This is a genomic window from uncultured Pluralibacter sp. (genome assembly GCF_913775985.1).
Taxonomy (GTDB): domain Bacteria; phylum Pseudomonadota; class Gammaproteobacteria; order Enterobacterales; family Enterobacteriaceae; genus Pluralibacter.
Genome location: NZ_CAJYMB010000136.1, coordinates 1 through 17,416, shown reverse-complemented (window position 1 = coordinate 17,416; position 17,416 = coordinate 1). Strand labels below are relative to the sequence as shown.

General features: G+C 55.0%; 15 protein-coding genes and 2 pseudogenes. 8 read left to right on the top strand and 9 right to left on the bottom strand.

Annotated elements, in window-relative coordinates:
* Nucleotides 1-12: 12 nt before the first annotated feature.
* From QZ766_RS16700 to nagB, 3 genes are read right to left on the bottom strand one after another with little or no spacing between them, the layout of a single operon-like run.
* Nucleotides 13-1,233: an N-acetylglucosamine repressor gene (locus QZ766_RS16700; protein WP_297203911.1), complete on the bottom strand. Its 1,221-nt coding sequence runs from the start codon at nt 1,231-1,233 to the stop codon at nt 13-15.
* Nucleotides 1,234-1,237: 4 nt separating this feature from the next.
* Nucleotides 1,238-2,392: an N-acetylglucosamine-6-phosphate deacetylase gene (gene nagA, locus QZ766_RS16695; RefSeq protein WP_297203909.1), complete on the bottom strand. Its 1,155-nt coding sequence runs from the start codon at nt 2,390-2,392 to the stop codon at nt 1,238-1,240.
* A 57-nt stretch (nt 2,393-2,449) separates the two neighbouring features.
* Nucleotides 2,450-3,250 carry a glucosamine-6-phosphate deaminase gene (nagB, locus tag QZ766_RS16690; RefSeq protein WP_297203907.1) on the bottom strand — a complete coding sequence of 267 codons (801 nt, stop codon included), beginning with the start codon at nt 3,248-3,250 and terminating at the stop codon, nt 2,450-2,452.
* Nucleotides 3,251-3,569: 319 nt separating this feature from the next.
* Between nagB and nagE the strand changes: the two genes are divergently transcribed.
* Together nagE and glnS are read left to right on the top strand one after the other, a co-directional pair.
* Entirely contained in the window at nt 3,570-5,525 is a 1,956-nt protein-coding gene (gene nagE / locus QZ766_RS16685) for a PTS N-acetyl glucosamine transporter subunit IIABC (protein ID WP_297203905.1), read from the top strand.
* A 168-nt stretch (nt 5,526-5,693) separates the two neighbouring features.
* Nucleotides 5,694-7,361: a glutamine--tRNA ligase gene (gene glnS / locus QZ766_RS16680; protein ID WP_297203903.1), complete on the top strand. Its 1,668-nt coding sequence runs from the start codon at nt 5,694-5,696 to the stop codon at nt 7,359-7,361.
* A 54-nt stretch (nt 7,362-7,415) separates the two neighbouring features.
* On the opposite strand, the gene QZ766_RS16675 is transcribed toward glnS, so the two are convergent.
* A complete protein-coding gene (locus QZ766_RS16675) occupies nt 7,416-8,150 on the bottom strand; it encodes an SDR family oxidoreductase (RefSeq protein ID WP_297203901.1) in 735 nt (244 codons plus the stop codon).
* A gap of 223 nt (nt 8,151-8,373) precedes the next feature.
* Here QZ766_RS16675 and QZ766_RS16670 point away from each other — a divergent pair, with 223 nt between their 5' ends.
* Complete coding sequence (locus QZ766_RS16670; protein ID WP_297203898.1) at nt 8,374-9,717, top strand: carbohydrate porin; 1,344 nt, start codon at nt 8,374-8,376, stop codon at nt 9,715-9,717.
* A gap of 174 nt (nt 9,718-9,891) precedes the next feature.
* Here QZ766_RS16670 and QZ766_RS23105 read toward each other — a convergent pair.
* Nucleotides 9,892-9,999 (bottom strand): annotated as a pseudogene (locus QZ766_RS23105) (methionine synthase); the annotation flags it as partial.
* Between the two features lie 88 nt (nt 10,000-10,087).
* Between QZ766_RS23105 and chiP the strand changes: the two are divergent.
* Together chiP and chiQ are read left to right on the top strand one after the other, a co-directional pair.
* Nucleotides 10,088-11,494, top strand: coding sequence for a chitoporin (chiP, locus tag QZ766_RS16665; RefSeq protein ID WP_297203896.1), 1,407 nt, complete (start codon nt 10,088-10,090; stop codon nt 11,492-11,494).
* Between the two features lie 49 nt (nt 11,495-11,543).
* The gene (chiQ, locus tag QZ766_RS16660) at nt 11,544-11,873 is read left to right on the top strand and encodes a ChiQ/YbfN family lipoprotein (protein WP_297203894.1); all 330 of its coding nucleotides are present in this window, start codon (nt 11,544-11,546) and stop codon (nt 11,871-11,873) included.
* A 58-nt stretch (nt 11,874-11,931) separates the two neighbouring features.
* On the opposite strand, the gene fur is transcribed toward chiQ, so the two are convergent.
* The 4 genes from fur to ybfF form a co-directional block, all read right to left on the bottom strand.
* Complete coding sequence (gene fur, locus QZ766_RS16655) at nt 11,932-12,390, bottom strand: ferric iron uptake transcriptional regulator (RefSeq protein WP_297203892.1); 459 nt, start codon at nt 12,388-12,390, stop codon at nt 11,932-11,934.
* Between the two features lie 306 nt (nt 12,391-12,696).
* On the bottom strand, nt 12,697-13,227 hold the full coding sequence (fldA, locus tag QZ766_RS16650) for a flavodoxin FldA (protein ID WP_297203890.1): 531 nt from the start codon (nt 13,225-13,227) through the stop codon (nt 12,697-12,699).
* A 148-nt stretch (nt 13,228-13,375) separates the two neighbouring features.
* Nucleotides 13,376-13,669 (bottom strand): LexA regulated protein, encoded by a 294-nt coding sequence (gene ybfE / locus QZ766_RS16645; protein WP_297203889.1) that lies wholly within the window; start codon nt 13,667-13,669, stop codon nt 13,376-13,378.
* 134 nt (nt 13,670-13,803) lie between these two features.
* Complete coding sequence (ybfF, locus tag QZ766_RS16640) at nt 13,804-14,568, bottom strand: esterase (RefSeq protein WP_297203887.1); 765 nt, start codon at nt 14,566-14,568, stop codon at nt 13,804-13,806.
* A gap of 179 nt (nt 14,569-14,747) precedes the next feature.
* On the opposite strand from ybfF, the gene seqA reads away from it, so the two are divergent.
* The 3 genes and pseudogenes from seqA to QZ766_RS16625 form a co-directional block, all read left to right on the top strand.
* Nucleotides 14,748-15,293 carry a replication initiation negative regulator SeqA gene (seqA, locus tag QZ766_RS16635; RefSeq protein WP_297203885.1) on the top strand — a complete coding sequence of 182 codons (546 nt, stop codon included), beginning with the start codon at nt 14,748-14,750 and terminating at the stop codon, nt 15,291-15,293.
* 28 nt (nt 15,294-15,321) lie between these two features.
* Nucleotides 15,322-16,962, top strand: coding sequence for a phosphoglucomutase (alpha-D-glucose-1,6-bisphosphate-dependent) (gene pgm / locus QZ766_RS16630; RefSeq protein WP_297203883.1), 1,641 nt, complete (start codon nt 15,322-15,324; stop codon nt 16,960-16,962).
* 206 nt (nt 16,963-17,168) lie between these two features.
* Nucleotides 17,169-17,416: pseudogene (locus tag QZ766_RS16625) on the top strand (alpha/beta hydrolase); the annotation flags it as partial.

The window sequence follows — 17,416 nt, the reverse complement described above, 5'->3', positions numbered from 1 at the left end:
CTGTACCCGCCGTTAGTTTTCCAGCAGATGCTGAAGAAGCAGGCCGCTTAGCATCGATCGCTTAACCAGCGCGAATGCGCCGATAGCCGAGCGGTGATCCAGTTCGGATCGCACTACCGGCAGATTCTGGCGAAACGCTTTCAGGGCCTGAGTGTTGATGCAGCTCTCTATTGCCGGAAAGAGTATCTTTTCCGCTTCGGTAATTTCACCCGCAATCACCACTTTTTGCGGATTAAACAGGTTGATGGCAATGGCGATGGTTTTGCCAAGATAGCGCCCGACTTGCTCAATGACTTCACCCGCCAGCGGATCGCCCTTATTGGCCGCCCGGCAGATGCTTTTGATGTTGCAATCGTCCAGCGTCAGCTTGCTCTGGTAGCCCTGATCCAGCAGGTGGCGCACCCGCTGCTCGATGGCGGCATTAGCGGCGACCGTCTCCAGACAGCCGAAATTGCCGCAGTGGCAGCGTTCGCCGAGCGGGTCCACCTGGATGTGGCCAATTTCGCCGACATTGCCGTTGCGGCCAATGAAAATGCGCCCGCTGGAGATGATCCCCGCGCCTGTGCCGCGGTGCACGCGCACCAGAATGGAGTCATCGCAGTCTTGAGATGCGCCAAAATAGTGCTCGGCCAGCGCCAGGCTGCGGATATCGTGCCCCACGAAGCAGGTGACTTTGAAGCGTTTTTCCAGCGCGTATACCAGCCCCCAGTTCTCGACCTGAATGTGCGGCATATAGCGAATGACGCCGCTCTCCGGGTCAACCAGTCCGGGCAGAATCACTGAAATAGCGATAAGCTCGCGCGTCTTGCGCTGGGTTTGCTCTATAAAGGTGGCGATCGTATTGAGCAGCGCGTGCTCGAGAGTTTCCTGAGTCCGTTCGGGCAGCGGATAGTGCTCTTCTGCCACCACTTTGCTGCTTAAATCATACAGTGTAAGGGTGGTGTCATAGCGGCCGAGGCGCACGCCGATAGCCTGAAAATTGCGGGTCTCGGTAACAATAGAGATAGCGCGGCGGCCTCCGGTGGAGGCCTGCTGATCCACTTCTTTGATCAGCCCGCGTTCGATGAGCTGGCGCGTGATTTTGGTCACGCTGGCGGGAGCAAGCTGGCTCTGCTCGGCAATTTGGATGCGCGAAATAGGGCCAAGCTGATCGATCAGGCGGTATACGGCCGCGCTATTAAGCTGTTTTACGAGGTCAACGTTGCCAATCTGAGATTGTCCGCCTGATGTCATGCTGTCAGTTACTCTGGTTAACGACCTCGTTACCATTAACGATGGTCTTGGTGATGTCAAAATTGCGCGTGAAGGCGGTGAGGTTTGCCACCATGCCAGGCGCAATGGCGCCAAGCCGCTCTGCGACGCCAATTGCGCGGGCAGGGTAGAGCGTCGCCATGCGAAGGGCTTCATCCAGCGCAATCCCGCAGTGCTCAACCAGATTACGCAGGCCTTCGATCATGGTGAGCGAGGAACCACTCAGGGTGCCGTTCTCATCCACGCACAGTCCATTCCGGTAGTATATTGTTTTACCAGCAAAAATGAACTTATCAATATTTGCGCCCGCGGCGGCAGTGGCATCGGTGACCAGGCACAGCTTCTCGCCCTTGATACGTTTGGCGTTACGGACGTTCGCAAAATCAACGTGCATGCCGTCAACAATGATGCCGCAGTGCAGGTCCGGTTCGTCAAAAATCGCACCGATAAGGCCCGGCGCGCGTCCGGAAATATAAGGCATTGCGTTATAAAGATGGGTGGCAAAGCGTATGCCCGCGCGGAAACCGGCTTTCGCTTCATCATAAGTGGCATTGGAGTGGCCCGCTGAGACGACAATCCCGGCCGCGGTCAGTTTTTTGATTACCTCGGCAGGCACCATTTCCGGAGCCAGCGTTAATTTGGTAATGACGTCCGCATTTTCGCACAACACGTCAACCAGGGCCGGATCCGGCTTGCGCACGAATTCAGGATTGTGGGTGCCTTTTTTGACCAGGTTCAGCCACGGCCCTTCCAGATGGAGGCCCAGCGCCTGATTCGGATGTTTTGCCAGATATTCACGCATCACGCGAATACCCTGCTTCATCAGATCGTCGCTGCTGGTGATAAGCGTTGGCAGATAGCTGGTGCAGCCCGCTTTCTCATTGGTCCGCTGCATGATTTCCAGCGTTTCGACGGTGACCGCATCCGGACTGTCGTTGAACTGCACGCCGCCGCAGCCGTTGAGCTGCACGTCGATGAAACCGGGTGCGAGAATGGCGCCATTTAACGAGCGTTGCTCAATCCCGGAAGGCAGCTCGCTTTGCGGGCAGATACGTTCAATCAGGCCATCAGCGACCACGACAGCATGGTCATCCAGAACGTCACGGCCGGTATAAATCCGGCCCTCGGTTAATGCATACATTTATCGACTCCCGGTGATAAAAAAAGACCGCCCCAGGAACTGAGGCGGAAGAATAAATCACAGACCTTTGATGTTTTCCGCTTCTAACTCATTGAAGTATTTCAGCGTCTTCACTTTCAGCTCCATGGTGGACGGCTCGTCACACACCATGACCGCTTTCGGATGCAGCTGCAGGCAGCTGATGGTCCACATGTGGTTAACGTTACCTTCAACCGCGGCCTGCAGCGCCTGCGCTTTCTGATTACCCAGAACCAGAATCATCACTTCTTCCGCGTCGAGCAGAGTGCCTACGCCAACGGTAAGCGCATATTTTGGTACCTGATCCACGTCGCCGTCAAAGAAACGGGAGTTTGCTACGCGGGTTTCGTGCGTCAGGGTTTTAATACGGGTGCGGGAAGCCAGCGAGGATGCCGGTTCGTTAAATGCAATGTGCCCGTCGTTGCCTACACCGCCCATAAACAGGTGAATTTTACCGTAGGAGCGGATTTTCTCTTCATAGCGGCGGCATTCGGCATCGATGTCTGGTGCATTGCCGTTGAGCAGGTTAATGTTTGCCGCCGGAATATCGACGTGATCGAAAAAGTTGCGGTGCATAAAACTATGGTAGCTCTCAGGATGCTCGGCCGGCAGTCCAACATATTCGTCCATGTTGAAAGTGACGACGTTCTGGAAACTAACCTGGCCCGCTTTGTGCATCTCAACCAAGGCTTTATACGCGGTGAGTGGGGTTCCGCCAGTCGGCAGGCCCAGCACAAAAGGACGATCGGCAGTTGGCTTGAATGCGTTAATACGGTTTACGATATGGCGCGCAGCCCATTTGCCGACTTGTTCTGCAGTGGCCAGTGGAATCAGTCTCATTGTTCACCTCAATAGTTAGTATAAGCAGTGGCGGATTGGCACCTGAAGTCTGTTAAGCGTAATCTGTTTCACGACGCAAGGGGCAATCCGTCTTGATTTTTCGTATGATAAAATAAGTTTTCACATTTAGCCAGTAAGATGGGTGTGTCAATGCGATTTTTGGTGATAAAACTCACAAACATGACGTATATAATTTGCGAGGCGAATTAATTTGCCGGACACTTTGCACACTGGTGAAAAATTGCCGGATTCCAGAGTGAGTCACTATAAAAAATACGACGTCAACTGAGTCGAATCGGGGTTCCATAGGGGGAATAAGATGAATATTTTAGGTTTCTTTCAGCGACTAGGCCGGGCGTTACAGCTGCCTATCGCTGTGCTGCCGGTCGCCGCGCTAATGTTGCGCTTTGGCCAGCCGGATTTATTGAATATCGCCTTCATCGCGCAGGCGGGCGGCGCCATTTTCGATAATCTGCCGCTAATTTTTGCTATCGGGGTGGCGTCAAGCTGGTCCAAAGACAGCGCGGGCGCTGCGGCGCTGGCGGGTGCGGTAGGGTATTTCATCCTTACCAAGGCGATGATAACCATCAACCCTGAAATCAATATGGGCGTGCTGGCGGGGATCATTACCGGCCTGGTCGGCGGTGCCTCTTATAACCGCTGGGCGGGCATTAAACTGCCTGACTTCCTCAGCTTCTTTGGCGGCAAGCGCTTCGTGCCGATCGCGACCGGCTTTTTCTGCCTGATTCTGGCCGCCATTTTCGGCTACGTCTGGCCGCCGGTGCAGCACGCGATCCACGCAGGCGGCGAATGGATTGTTAATGAAGGCGCGCTGGGTTCCGGCATTTTCGGTCTCATTAACCGTCTGCTGATCCCAACCGGCCTGCATCAGGTTCTGAATACCATTGCCTGGTTCCAGATTGGCGAGTTCACTAACGCAGCCGGCAGCATCTTCCACGGCGATATCAACCGCTTCTACGCCGGTGATACCACAGCGGGCATGTTCATGTCCGGCTTCTTCCCGATCATGATGTTTGGTCTGCCGGGCGCGGCGCTGGCAATGTACTTCGCTGCACCGAAAGAGCGCCGCCCGATGGTTGGCGGCATGCTGCTGTCCGTTGCAGTTACCGCTTTCCTGACCGGCGTTACCGAGCCGCTGGAATTTCTGTTCATGTTCCTGGCGCCGGTGCTGTATCTCATCCACGCCATTCTGACCGGCGTCAGCATGTTCATTGCCACGCTGCTGAACATCCACGCGGGCTTCTCCTTCTCTGCGGGCGCGATTGACTATGTGCTGATGTACAAGCTCCCTGCGGCAAGCCACAACGTGTGGATCCTGCTGGTGATGGGCCTGATTTTCTTCGTGGTCTATTTCGTACTGTTCAGCCTGGTCATCCGCCTGTTCAACCTGAAAACCCCGGGCCGCGAAGATCAGCCTGCAGAAGCCGTTACTAATGAAGCCAACAGCAACACTGAAGAGGGCATGACCCAGCTGGCGACCAGCTACATCGCCGCGGTTGGTGGCACCGATAACCTGAAGGCCATTGATGCCTGCATCACGCGCCTGCGCTTAACCGTTGACGACGCGGCGCGCGTTAACGATGCCATGTGTAAACGTCTGGGCGCATCGGGCGTAGTAAAACTGAACAAGCAGACCATTCAGGTCATCGTGGGCGCGAAAGCGGAATCCATTGGCGACACCATGAAGCAGGTGGTGCAGCGCGGCCCGGTTGCCGCTGGTACCGATGCACCGGCAGCGACCGCTACGGCAGCTCCGGCGGCGGCAAAACCGCAGGCGGTAATGAATGCAGCCGTTGTTGAAGCGCTCGTTTCGCCTATTACCGGCGAGGTTGTTGCGCTGGATCAGGTGCCTGATGAAGCGTTCGCCAGCAAAGCGGTAGGCGACGGCGTGGCGGTCAAGCCGACCGACAAAATCGTTGTTTCCCCGGCGGCAGGCACCATCGTGAAAATCTTCAATACCAATCACGCGTTCTGCCTGGAAACCGAGAAGGGCGCTGAAATTGTGGTTCACATGGGGATTGATACCGTTGCCCTCAGCGGCAAGGGCTTTACTCGCCTGGTAGAAGAGGGAGCGGAAGTTACTGCTGGGCAGCCGATTCTGGAAATGGATCTGAATTTCCTCAACGCCAACGCCCGCTCAATGATTAGCCCGGTGGTGTGCAGCAATATCGACGACTTTGGCGGCCTGGTCGTGAAAGCGCAGGACAGCGTCGTTGCCGGTGAAACCCCGCTGTACGAGATTAAAGGCAAGTAAGCGTTTCTGAGTCGCATTATGCCTTAAGCGGCGGAGGGAGATCCTACGCCGCTTTTTTATGCAGCAAATAATCTGGATAGCGTTTTACCGTATATAAAAGGTTGTCTCTTCGCCCTGCTTATAAGATCATACACCGTTATAGATTGTTTACGCTTTGAGGAATCCGCGATGAGTGAGGCTGAAGCCCGCCCGACTAACTTTATTCGTCAGATCATCGATGAAGATCTGGCTACTGGTAAAAATAACACTGTGCATACCCGCTTTCCGCCGGAACCGAACGGCTACCTGCACATTGGTCATGCCAAATCTATCTGCCTGAACTTCGGTATTGCGCAGGATTACCAGGGCGAATGCAATCTGCGCTTCGATGACACCAATCCGGTGAAAGAAGATATCGAATACGTTGATTCCATTAAGCACGACGTTGAATGGCTCGGTTTCCACTGGGCCGGCAACGTTCGCTACTCTTCTGATTATTTCGATCAGCTGCACGCCTATGCGGTCGAACTGATCAATAAAGGTCTGGCCTACGTTGATGAGCTCTCTCCGGAGCAGATCCGTGAATATCGCGGTACCCTGACCGCGCCGGGTAAAAACAGCCCGTTCCGCGATCGCAGCGTTGAAGAGAACCTGGCCCTGTTTGAAAAAATGCGCGCCGGCGGCTTCGAAGAAGGAAAAGCCTGTCTGCGCGCCAAAATCGACATGGCCTCACCGTTTATCGTGATGCGCGATCCGGTGCTGTACCGCATCAAGTTTGCCGATCATCACCAGACCGGCAGCAAGTGGTGCATCTATCCGATGTACGATTTCACCCACTGCATCAGCGATGCGCTGGAAGGGATCACCCACTCGCTGTGTACGCTGGAGTTCCAGGACAACCGCCGCCTGTACGACTGGGTGCTGGAAAACATCAGTATCCCGGCTCATCCGCGCCAGTACGAATTTTCGCGCCTGAATCTGGAGTACACGGTGATGTCCAAGCGCAAACTTAACCTGCTGGTCACCGACAAGCACGTTGAGGGCTGGGACGATCCGCGGATGCCGACCATCTCCGGTCTGCGCCGCCGCGGCTACACCGCCGCGTCTATCCGTGAGTTCTGCAAGCGTATCGGCGTCACCAAGCAGGACAACACCATCGAGATGGCGTCTCTCGAATCCTGCATTCGCGAAGATTTAAACGAAAATGCCCCGCGCGCGATGGCGGTTATCGATCCCGTTAAGCTGGTTATCGAAAACTATCCGCAGGGCGAAAGCGAAATGGTTGCCATGCCGAATCATCCGAACAAACCGGAGATGGGCAGTCGCGAAGTGCCGTTCAGCGCTGAAGTCTGGATTGACCGCGCCGACTTCCGCGAAGAAGCGAACAAGCAGTACAAGCGTCTGGTGCTCGGTAAAGAAGTGCGCCTGCGCAATGCCTATGTGATCAAAGCCGAGCGCGTAGAGAAAGATGCGGAAGGCAATATCACCACCATTTTCTGCACCTACGACGCGGAAACCCTGAGCAAAGATCCGGCCGACGGCCGCAAGGTGAAGGGCGTTATTCACTGGGTGAGCGCCGCGCACGCGCTGCCGGTTGAAATCCGCCTCTACGATCGCCTGTTCAGCGTGCCAAATCCAGGCGCGGAAGAGGATTTCCTGTCGGTGATTAACCCGGAATCGCTGGTGATCCGCCAGGGCTACGCCGAGCCATCGCTGAAGTCTGCAGAAGCGGGTAAGGCGTATCAGTTCGAGCGCGAAGGTTATTTCTGCCTCGACAGCCGCCATTCTAGCGCCGACAAGCCGGTGTTTAACCGCACCGTTGGCCTGCGCGATACCTGGGCGAAAATCGGCGGCTAGTCGCTGCCCGATCCAGTGTGATAAAAACGGCCTTCCGCAGGGGAGGCCGTTTTTTTATACGTGCTGTCCGCCGTTAACGTGAATTTCCGCGCCGTTGACGTAGGCCGCGCCCTGAGTACAGAGGAAGTAGATAAGCGTGGCGACCTCTTCCGGTTTGCCAAGCCGCTGTAAAGGGACGCTTTGCTCTACGATTTGCGCGGTGCCGGGGGAAAGAATAGAGGTGTCGATTTCACCGGGGGCAATGGCGTTAACCCGAATTCCCTCGCGGCCAAACTCGTGGGCCATTTCCCGGGTCAGCGCCGCGAGCCCCGCCTTTGACGCAGCGTAGGCGGCGCCGGCAAAAGGGTGGACTTTGCTGCCGGCAATCGAGGTCACGTTAATCACGCAGCCCTGGGCCGCTTTTAACTCGTCAAAAAGACCGCGGGCCAGCAGGGCGGTGGAAAATAAATTGACGTTGAATACCTTTATCCAGGTTGCATAATCGCTACCTAATACGCCCAGCCTCTCGCCATCAGGGCCTTTCGGTGAAATACCGGCATTATTAACCAGCGCATCCAGCCGCCCGCCCAGCCGGTGTTTAATTTCCGGCAGCTGCGCGCTAAGTTCATCAATATTCTCAAGATCGAGATGGATATGATTCAGCAGCCCTTCGGCCCACGGACACTCGGTAACCCAGCTCTGGCGTGAAGCGGTAAATATTTCCCATCCGGCAGCGTGAAAATGTTTCACGGTTGCGTGTCCGATTCCCCGGCTGGCACCGGTTAGCAACATGACTTTTTTATCACTCACGATAATCACTCCCGGTGCGTTATTAATCATTAAGCCTAATTAATCAGTATCTCCCATTATGTCCGTCATGAAAGGTGACGAACATCATAAAAAATAATATCGGCAATAGAGAAATATTTGTGTATCAAAATTAACATTTTAATGCACTTATTCCCATTGAGATATGTGAGATGTTTCTTAATATTACTTTTCTCACTTCTCTCATCCTAAAGAATAATTAACTATGAAAATAAAATTAGCAGTGGCAAATAAATCGGGGCGGCTCCTGATGCTCAGCGCGATTGCGCTGGCAGCAAGCTCAACCCAGGCATTCGCGGCGGATGCTTTCAGCTACGATTCGCCTTATATGCTGGGTGACTGGGGCGGGCTGCGTACTGACCTTGAAAACGACGGCGTAAAATTCCAGTTCGGCTATACCATGGAGGCCGCCTCTAATCTGGCCGGCGGATATAATACGTCCACCACCGCGCGCTATGCGGATCAGCAGGCCTTCGGCGTTAACCTCGATTTACAAAAGCTCCTCAACTGGGACGATACCGAATTCCAGTTCACTATCACCAACCGCGACGGGCAAAACCTTTCCGACCACATGGCCGATCCGCGCACCGGCAGCGTCTCTTCTGTTCAGGAAGTATACGGCCGCGGGCAGACCTGGCGCCTGACCCAGCTGTGGCTGCGCAAAGGGCTGTTTGACGATGCGCTGGATATTAAAGCTGGTCGTCTGACCGTCGGCGAAGATTTCGACAATTTTGACAGCAAGTTTGAAAACCTGGCTTTCGGCAGCGGCCAGGCGGGTAACTGGCGCGGTGACCACTGGTACAATTGGCCGGTTTCCCAGTGGGGCGCGAGGGTACGCCTGAACTTCATCCCGGAATGGTTCTTCCAGGTCGGTTTCTACAATCAGAACCAGTATAACTACGCGCGCGGTGACGGATTCCGCTTCGAATTCAGCCCTACCGAGGGCAACCTGGTGCCGGTAGAACTGGGCTGGCAGCCTAAACTGGGGCCAGAAGGGCTGCCGGGTAACTATCGCCTCGGCGCTTACTACTCCTCAACCAAAGATCCGGAATACGGTACTTACCACAACGGCAGCTTCGGCCAGGATGACAAGCACTCTTACGGCGGCTACATCCTTGCCCAGCAGCAATTGACCAGCATGAAAGGCGATGTCAATCGCGGGCTGGGTGTTACCGTTCAGGCAATCATGAACGACCACAAAACAGCAAAAATGGACAACTACCAGGCCATTGCGCTGACCTGGAAAGGCCCGTTTGATGCCCGTCCGCAGGATGAAATCGGCGTCGGTGCCGCGCGTATTCACATTAACTCGGACTACAGCCATATGCTGCGCACCGAGAACAATGAAAATGGCATCCATGACTATAACAATCCGGCCTATCTGCCGATCCAGTCAGGTTCAGAGATGAACTATGAAGTTTACTACGATGTCCACGTCACTAACTGGATGTCGCTGCGTCCTAACCTGCAGTACGTTTCGTCTCCGGGTGCGGTCAGCAAAGTTAACGACGCGTTTGTCGGTGGTTTAGTGGCTAACATTAACTTCTAATCCACGCTTCTCTCCTGCCAGGCCCCGGTGCTGTCTCCGGGGCTTTTTTCTGCGTTAAACCTGCATTTCCCATTTTTCATCCAGCGAATTAATTGCTGCCGTAACCATTTCGCCTTTTCATTTTATATCCTGACTAAGCCTGCTTTTTACCCATCTCATCGCCAAAATGACAATGTAACAAAAAGAAAGAGAATATGTGCGCGCTGTCATAATCTTGCGTTTTCGTGCTGAAAAGAGATTGATAATTCGCGACGCGAAAAATAGTCTGTTCAGCGTAGCAATGGGATTTCCCGGCTACTTTTGCAGTTTTTTATTTTTATCGCGGCTCGCCATTGCCGGTCGCGTTTTAAAGTCAAAGAGGATTAACACCATGCGTACGTTCAGTGGCAAACGTAGTACGCTGGCGCTGGCTATCGCCTGCGCCACCGCAATCACAGGCTGGGCGGCTGCGCCGCAGGCCCACGCAGCAGGTTTCGTTGACGATTCCGTAATGACTGGCGGTATCTATTACTGGCAGCGCGAGCGCGATCGCAAAGATGTGACCGACCACGATAAATATAAAACAAACCTCAGCCACTCCACTTGGAACGCCAACCTCGATTTTCAGTCCGGTTATGCGGCTGATATGTTTGGCGTGGACATCGCTGCGTTTACGGCCATTGAAATGGCTGAAAATGGCGACAGCGGACACCCTAACGAAATTGCTTTCTCGAAGCGCAACAAGGGTTACAAAGAGGACTACTCCGGCGATAAAAGCGGGATAAGCCTGTATAAAGCGGCGGCTAAATTTAAATACGGCCCGGTATGGGCGCGGGCGGGCTACATTCAGCCAACCGGCCAGACGCTGCTGGCGCCGCACTGGAGCTTTATGCCCGGCACCTATCAGGGGGCGGAAGCGGGTGCTAATTTTGATTACGCCGAGGCGGGTGCGCTGAGCTTCTCCTATATGTGGGCTAATCAGTACAAATCTCCGTGGCATACCGACGTCGATCGCTTCTATCAGGCCGACAAGCACACCAAAGTGAAATATGTTCACTCCCTCGGTGCCAAATACGATTTCAAAAACGACCTGGTGCTGGAAGCGGCGTTTGGCCAGTCCGAAGGCTATGTGGATCAGTACTTTGCCAAAGCCAGCTACAAATTTGATGTGGCCGGCAACCCTCTGACCACCAGCTATCAATTCTACGGCGCGCGCGATAAAGAGCACGGCCGCAATGTGAACAATATCTATGACGGCACCGCCTGGCTGCAGGGTCTGACCTTTGGCTACAAAGTTGCAGAGGTTCTCGATCTGCGCCTGGAAGGCACCTGGGTACGGGCGGAAGGTCAGCAGGGCTATTTCCTGCAGCGCATGACGCCAACCTATTCATCCTCCAACGGACGGCTTGATATCTGGTGGGATAACCGCTCTGACTTTAACGCCAACGGCGAAAAGTCAGTCTTCTTCGGCGCGATGTATGACCTGAAAAACTGGAATATGCCGGGCTGGGCAGTAGGGGCCTCTTATGTTTACGCCTGGGATGCGAAGCCGTCCAGCTGGATGCTGAGTCCGGACGCCTACTACGACAAAAACAACAAAATCGAAGAATCCTCTTACAGCCTGGACGCGATGTACACCCTGCAGGAAGGGCGGGCGAAAGGAACGCTGTTCAAGCTGCACTTCACCCAGTACAGCAACCACTCTAAAAATCCGAGCTGGGGCGGCGGCTACGGCAACATGTTCCAGGACGAGCGCGACGTTAAGTTTATCGTCATTGCACCGTTTACCATTTTCTGATGCCTGATGCAGCCGGCGCTGGCCGGCTGTACAACAAGGAAACATAACAATGAAAAAGTGGATTATTCTCGCGCTGATGTCCTGCGGTCTGTCAGCCTGTAATCAGAGTCCGGCGCCGAAAGAGGACGGCAATCTCAAGGAAGCCTACAGCGCCTGCATTAATGCGGCAGAAGGCAATCCGGATAAAGTGGAAGCCTGTCAAAGCGTGCTCGACGTGCTGAAAAAAGATGCGCGCCACAAGCAGTTCACGGATAAAGAGACCGTCAACATTCTCGATTATCGCGCGTGCCTGGATGCCAAACGGCAGGCAAACGATGAAGCAGTTAAAACCCGCTGTGATAAGGTCTGGCAGGAGATACGCACCAATAACAGCCGGTGATCGCGGCGCACAAAAAAACCAACCGAAAGGTTGGTTTTTTTACATCTGCCGTACGACGTTACTTCTCAGATTTTTTATTGTCGTGCGCGTGTTCATCTTCACGGCAGTCGCCTTCGGTGCAGTGGCCGTACAGATACAGGCTGTGGTTAGTCAGGCGGATGCCGTGCTCGGCAGCGATTTCACGCTGGCGTGCTTCAATGGAGTCATCGCTAAACTCAATGACTTTGCCGCAGTCGAGGCAGATCAGGTGATCGTGGTGATGCTGCTGCGTCAGTTCAAAAACGGATTTGCCGCCTTCGAAGTTGTGGCGGGTAACGATGCCCGCATCGTCAAACTGGTTCAGTACGCGATAAACGGTCGCCAGACCAATCTCTTCACCCATATCAATAAGGCGCTTGTAAAGATCTTCCGCACTGACATGATGGTTTTCCGGCCCCTGAAGTACTTCCAGAATTTTTAAACGTGGAAGCGTGACTTTCAGGCCTGCCTTCTTTAATGCGGTATTGTTGTCAGTCATGCGGAATCAGTCCTGTAGCTAAGCAATACACTTCCGGAAGGGAAGTATGACTAAAAATGAGTTAAGGATAATGCGTCTCATTATAGGACCGCCGGTACTAAATGAAAACAAAATCCCCTGTGCAAAGTATGCATTCAATGTGAAGAGAGGGCGTCCAGCGCGGTGCTCTCTTCGAAAATCATTGAACATTGTACAGGTATGTGCGTAAAAGTTAAAAAAATGTAGCGATTATTTCGATTGCTATTATCTATCAATAGCTATTGTTTTTATAAAAAAGGCGCAGTTATTCGCTGCGCCCTTGTTAAATCAGGCATTAATAATGGCGTCAAGCTGCAGCTCTTCAGATATCTGCTTAACCCATTTCTCAACGCGCTCGGCGGTTAGCTCCGGCTGGCGATCTTCATCAATGGCCAGACCGACGAAGTGATCGTCATCCGCCAGGCCTTTTGAGGCTTCGAAGTGATAGCCGGCAGTCGGCCAGTGGCCAACAATGGTCGCACCGCGCGGTTCGATAATGTCGCGGATTGTTCCCAGCGCGTCGCAGAAGTATTCCGCGTAATCTTCCTGATCGCCGCAGCCGAACAGCGCGACCAGCTTGCCGGTGAAATCGACTTCCTCGAGCGTCGGGAAGAAATCGTCCCAGTCGCACTGCGCTTCGCCATAATACCAGGTCGGGATACCGAGCAGCAGAATATCAAAACCTTCCAAATCCTCTTTGCTGCTCTTGGCAATGTCATGCACTTCGGCAACGTCTTTGCCAAGCTGCTTCTGGATCATCTTCGCGATATTTTCGGTATTACCGGTATCACTACCGAAAAAAATGCCTGTGATTGCCATGAGTAAAATAACCTCTTGCTACAAAATGGAATGACGGGAAATTACGCCCATAGATGGGGTCAATAATAGCAGGAGCTGCCGGAGGCGGGAACCGCTATCGCCCGGGATTGCACTCTCTGCTACACGAAAGTTTATTTCGGAGAAACTTTCAGCCAGGCTGCTGGCCGCGCAGCGCCGCGAGCTGGCTCATCAGAATCTCTTCAATGAGTTCGCTGCGGCTGATGTCCCGCGCTTCCGCAAGCTCATTCAGGGCATCGACAGCCTCGCTGTTAAGCTTGAGCTCAACGCGCTTGAGGCCTTTGACCCTGTCGCGCTTGAGCTGGTTGCGCTTGTTAATGCGCAGCTGTTCATCGCGAGAAAGCGGGTTGGTCTTCGGTCTTCCCGGACGACGCTCATTCGCGAACAAATCCAGCGTGGTTCGGTCCGTTTGTTCTTTTGCCATGATTCAGAGTGACTTCGGGGAAACAAGCCGCCGGACGACGGGCCCGGCGGTAGATAGCGCGCCATCATACATCACCGGCACCTCACCGCGCCAACGCTGCGATGCGCAACCGCGCGCGGTCGCTCGGTTTTTAATCACTCCTGCAGATAGCGGCGAATAGCGCGCAGCACGGCGTCGGGTTTTTCGGCGTGAACCCAGTGGCCTGCTCCGGCAATCACGTGGGCCCGCGCCTGTGGAAACTGGGCGAGCAGCGTATCGCGGTAGGTTTCCGTCACATAGGAAGAGTTACCGCCGGCGATAAACAGCGCCGGGCGATCCCACGCCGGAAGGGTTTTCCAGCCGACAATATTGGCATACTGATCCCACAGCACCGGCACGTTGAACCGCCACGCGCCGTCAACGAATGATTTAAGCAGAAACTGAATAACACCCTCTTCATTCAGGTACTGGCGCATGATCTCCATTGCCTGATGGCGGGTGCTCGCACCGGACTCCGTCACTGCATTAACGGCGGCGAAAATCTTATCGTGGCGGCGCACGTTGTAGTCAACGGGCGCCATGTCGATAGCCACCAGCTTGTCTACCCGCTGCGGCGCCAGCGCCGTGAGCGCCATCACCGCTTTGCCGCCCATCGAGTGACCAACCAGCGTCGCGGTTTCAATTTCGTGCGCGTCCAGCGTGTCGAGGAGATCCTGCGCCATCGCGGCATAATTCATCTCCGGCGAGCGGGGCGAAAGGCCGTGATTGCGCATGTCTACCTGCACAACGTCGTGGTCTGAAACCAGGTCGCGGGCGAGTAGCCCGAGATTGTCGAGACTGCCAAAAAGGCCGTGTACGAGAAGAATGGGGGAATTCTTGTGCAGGTTCTGCGCAGATTGCGCCCGGCTGTTTAATTTCATGGCAAAGTTCTTATTTAGCATCGGCGTGATAGGGTATCATGTTGGCCATTCTGCCGCCCGGTTGCAACTTTAGGAAATTGTCCTGGAATTGCGGCCACTCTGGTTTGACGCTATCCGCTGTTGGGTTTTGAACCTATAATCCAACGACTTGTATTCAGAAAATATTGCACCGGATTAAGATGAAAACGATCGAAGTTGATGACGAACTCTATCGCTATATTGCCAGCCACACACAGCGCATTGGCGAGAGCGCATCCGACATTCTGCGGCGCATGCTGAAATTTACCGCCGCGTCTCAGGCCGCTGCCCCAGCGCCTGCCGTAAAAGCTACTCCGGCGCCAGCATCTGCCCCGGTAAAAAAAGCAGCGTCGCCTAAAGATAACGTGCGCGCCGTGCGCGAACTGCTGCTCTCCGACGAATACGCCGAGCAGAAAAAAGCCGTTAATCGCTTCCTGCTGATCCTGACTACACTCTACTCTCTGGACCACAAGGCCTTTGCTGAGGCGACCGAATCCCTTCACGGCCGCACCCGCGTTTACTTCGCCGAGAGCGAGGCGACGCTGCTGAAAAACGGCAATCAGACCAAGCCGAAGCAGGTTCCGCAGACGCCTTACTGGGTCATCACGAACACTAACACCGGCCGTAAATGCAGCATGGTTGAGCACATCATGCAGTCGATGCAGTTCCCCGCGGAACTGATTGAAAAGGTTTGCGGTACTATTTAACTCACCCTTGCATAAGAAGGACCAGGCAATGGCAAATCACCCACGTGCGGGCCAACCCGCACAGCAGAGCGATCTGATCAACGTCGCTCAGCTCACGTCGCAGTATTACGTCCTGAAGCCGGACGTCAGCAATCCGGAACACGCCGTCAAGTTCGGCACTTCCGGGCACCGCGGCAGCGCGGCGCGCCACAGTTTCAACGAACCGCACATTCTGGCGATTGCGCAGGCGATTGCTGAAAACCGTGCGAAGAACGGTATTACCGGCCCCTGCTACGTGGGTAAAGATACTCACGCGCTGTCCGAGCCGGCTATTATCTCCGTGCTGGAAGTGCTGGCCGCCAACGGTGTTGACGTGATTGTGCAGGAAAATAACGGCTACACGCCGACGCCTGCTATCTCTCACGCCATTCTGGTGCATAACAAGCAGGGTGGGGCTCAGGCAGACGGTATCGTTATTACGCCATCCCACAACCCGCCGGAAGATGGCGGCATCAAATACAACCCGCCTAACGGCGGCCCGGCCGACACCAACGTCACCAAAGTCGTTGAAGACCGCGCCAACGCGCTGCTGGCCGCCGGCCTGAAAGATGTAAAACGCATCTCTCTGGACGATGCCTGGACGTCCGGCCATATTACAGCGCAGGATCTGACTCAGCCGTTCATTGAAGGCCTTGCTGATATCGTTGATATCAAAGCCATTCAGAAAGCGGGACTCAAGCTCGGCGTAGATCCGCTCGGCGGCTCTGGTATCGAGTACTGGAAGCGCATTGCTGAGTTCTACAAGCTCGACCTGACCATTGTTAACGATCATGTCGATCAGACCTTCCGCTTTATGCACCTCGACAAAGACGGCGCTATCCGCATGGACTGCTCCTCCGAGTGCGCGATGGCGGGCCTGCTGGCGCTGCGCGACAAGTTTGACCTGGCCTTCGCCAACGATCCGGACTACGACCGCCACGGTATCGTCACTCCAGCCGGTTTGATGAACCCGAACCACTACCTGGCGGTTGCCATCAACTATCTGTTCCAGCATCGTCCGCAGTGGGGCAAAGATGTCGCCGTGGGTAAAACGCTGGTTTCCTCGGCCATGATTGACCGCGTGGTCAACGATCTGGGCCGCAAGCTGGTGGAAGTACCGGTAGGCTTTAAGTGGTTCGTTGACGGCCTGTTCGACGGCAGCTTCGGCTTCGGTGGTGAAGAGAGCGCCGGGGCTTCTTTCCTGCGCTTTGACGGCACGCCGTGGTCAACCGATAAAGACGGCATCATCATGTGCCTGCTGGCGGCTGAAATCACTGCCGTGACCGGCAAGAACCCGCAGCAGCACTACGACGAGCTGGCCCAGCGCTTTGGTGCGCCGAGCTACAACCGCCTGCAGGCGTCGGCCACCTCTGCGCAGAAAGCGGCGCTGTCTAAACTGTCTCCCGAAATGGTCAGCGCCAGCACGCTGGCGGGCGATCCGATCACCGCGCGCCTGACTGCAGCGCCGGGCAACGGCGCGTCCATCGGCGGCCTGAAAGTGATGACCGACAACGGCTGGTTCGCCGCCCGTCCGTCAGGCACCGAAGACGCCTACAAAATCTACTGCGAAAGCTTCCTCGGGGAAGAACACCGCAAGCAGATTGAGAAAGAAGCGGTTGAAATCGTCAGTGAAGTACTGAAGAACGCCTGATAGCCCATAGCGTAGGGTGAATGAAGCGCCGCCGGGAGTTGTCCCGGCGGCGCTTTTCTATTATCTCTTCTGCTCTTTTTCTGGATTTACTAACCTGTTCTGCCTGATGCCCCGGCTCCGCAGTTGCAAAAACCGGCCCCCGCTTTAATACTCCCTTATCAATACAGCGCCGCTCATATCCCCACAACCATAAGGATTTAACCCGGATGCACCGCAGACAGTTTCTGGCCTCCTGCGCCTGGGCGCTGAGCCTCGGCCCGCTTTCCGCTGCTGCAGACGCAGCCCGGGTGACCATCCCTCTGTGGCCCGGGCAGCCACCCGGCGGCGGCGGGCCGAAAGGGGCGCGGAAAATCTCCGTACGGGGAGCCGTCAGCCACATTGCGATACCCACCCTGACGATGCTGCAACCAGCAAATCCTGACGGCCGCGCGGTGCTGATTGCCGCCGGCGGCGG